This is a genomic window from Rhizobium sp. LjRoot30, assembly GCF_964253915.1.
Lineage (GTDB): Bacteria > Pseudomonadota > Alphaproteobacteria > Rhizobiales > Rhizobiaceae > Metarhizobium.
Genome location: NZ_CAXUSG020000047.1, coordinates 1 through 1,324, shown reverse-complemented (window position 1 = coordinate 1,324; position 1,324 = coordinate 1). Strand labels below are relative to the sequence as shown.

The window sequence follows — 1,324 nt, the reverse complement described above, 5'->3', positions numbered from 1 at the left end:
TGAACCGCCCCGGGTTTGCCGGAGACCCCAACTCTTGAGAAGTAGGGTCTATGACAAGCAAGACGACGAACAAATTCTCTCCTGAAGTGCGCGCCCGCGCCGTTCGAATGGTGTCGGAACATGAAGCCGAGCATCCTTCCCGTTGGGCGACTGTCTGCTCGATCGCAGCCAAGATCGGCTGCTCGGCGCATACGCTCAATGAGTGGGTGAAGAAGGCCGAGGTCGACAGCGGTAAACGAGCGGGTCTGCCAAGTGACGTCGCCGAGAAGATGAAGGCTCTGGAGCGGGAGAACCGCGAGCTTCGTCAGGCGAACGAGATTCTACGCAAAGCCTCAGCATATTTTGCCCAGGCGGAGCTCGACCGCCCACTGAAGCGATGATTTCCTTTATCGACGACCACCGTTCGGTGCTCGGGGTCGAGCCGATCTGCAGGCTGCTGCCGATTGCCCCGTCCACCTATTATGAGGTCGTCGCCAAGCGCACGGACGTGGACCGCCTGTCGGTCCGCGCCCGGCGCGACATGGCCATGAAGATCGAGATACGCCGGGTGTTCAACGAGAACTTCCAGGTCTATGGCGTGCGGAAGGTCTGGCGGCAGTTGCAGCGAGAAGGCTTCGATGTCGCTCGCTGCACCGTTGCACGGCTTATGAGAATGATGGGCCTTCAGGGCATCATTCGCGGCAAGCCCGTCAAAACCACCGTGTCGGACAAAGCCGCACCGTGTCCGCTCGACCGCGTGAACCGGCAGTTCTATGCCCCCGCGCCGAACATGCTCTGGCTTTCTGATTTTACCTATGTCGCGACCTGGCAGGGCTTTGTCTATGTCGCCTTCGTGATTGATGCTTTCGCCCGCCGCATCGTCGGCTGGCGGGCCAGCCGGACAGCGCATGCAGGTTTCGTTCTCGATGCTCTGGATCAGGCACTCCATGACCGACGGCCCATCCATCACGGTGGGCTCATCCACCACTCCGACAGGGGTGTGCAATATGTGTCGATCAAGTATTCCGAGCGGCTGGCGGAGGCGGGCATCGAGCCTTCCGTCGGAAGTGTTGGCGACAGCTACGACAATGCTCTCGCCGAAACAATCAATGGGCTTTACAAGGCCGAGGTCATCCATCGGCGAGGACCGTGGCGCAACTTCGAAGCCGTAGAGTTCGCCACGCTCGAATGGGTGGACTGGTTCAACAACCGCCGCCTTCTGGAGCCCATCGGAAACATGCCGCCAGCCGAAGCAGAACAACGCTACTACGCCATGCTGGACGTGCCAGCCATGGCCGCATAACTTAAACCAAACGGTCTCCGGCAAAGCCGGGGCGTTTCAAAC

1 protein-coding gene and 1 other annotated feature are annotated in these 1,324 nt (G+C 60.2%); the gene reads left to right on the top strand.

Going from position 1 to position 1,324, the window contains the following annotated elements:
- The first annotated feature begins 50 nt into the window (after window positions 1–50).
- Window positions 51–1,282, top strand: a protein-coding gene (locus ACSQ3I_RS28065; protein ID WP_436004462.1) for an IS3 family transposase whose coding sequence is annotated in 2 segments (ribosomal slippage) — window positions 51–342 and window positions 342–1,282 — 1,233 coding nt in all. Because the reading frame shifts where the segments join, the coding sequence is not laid out codon by codon here.
- Window positions 335–451, top strand: a sequence feature (AL1L pseudoknot). It overlaps the preceding gene by 117 nt.
- Window positions 1,283–1,324 lie beyond the last annotated feature (42 nt).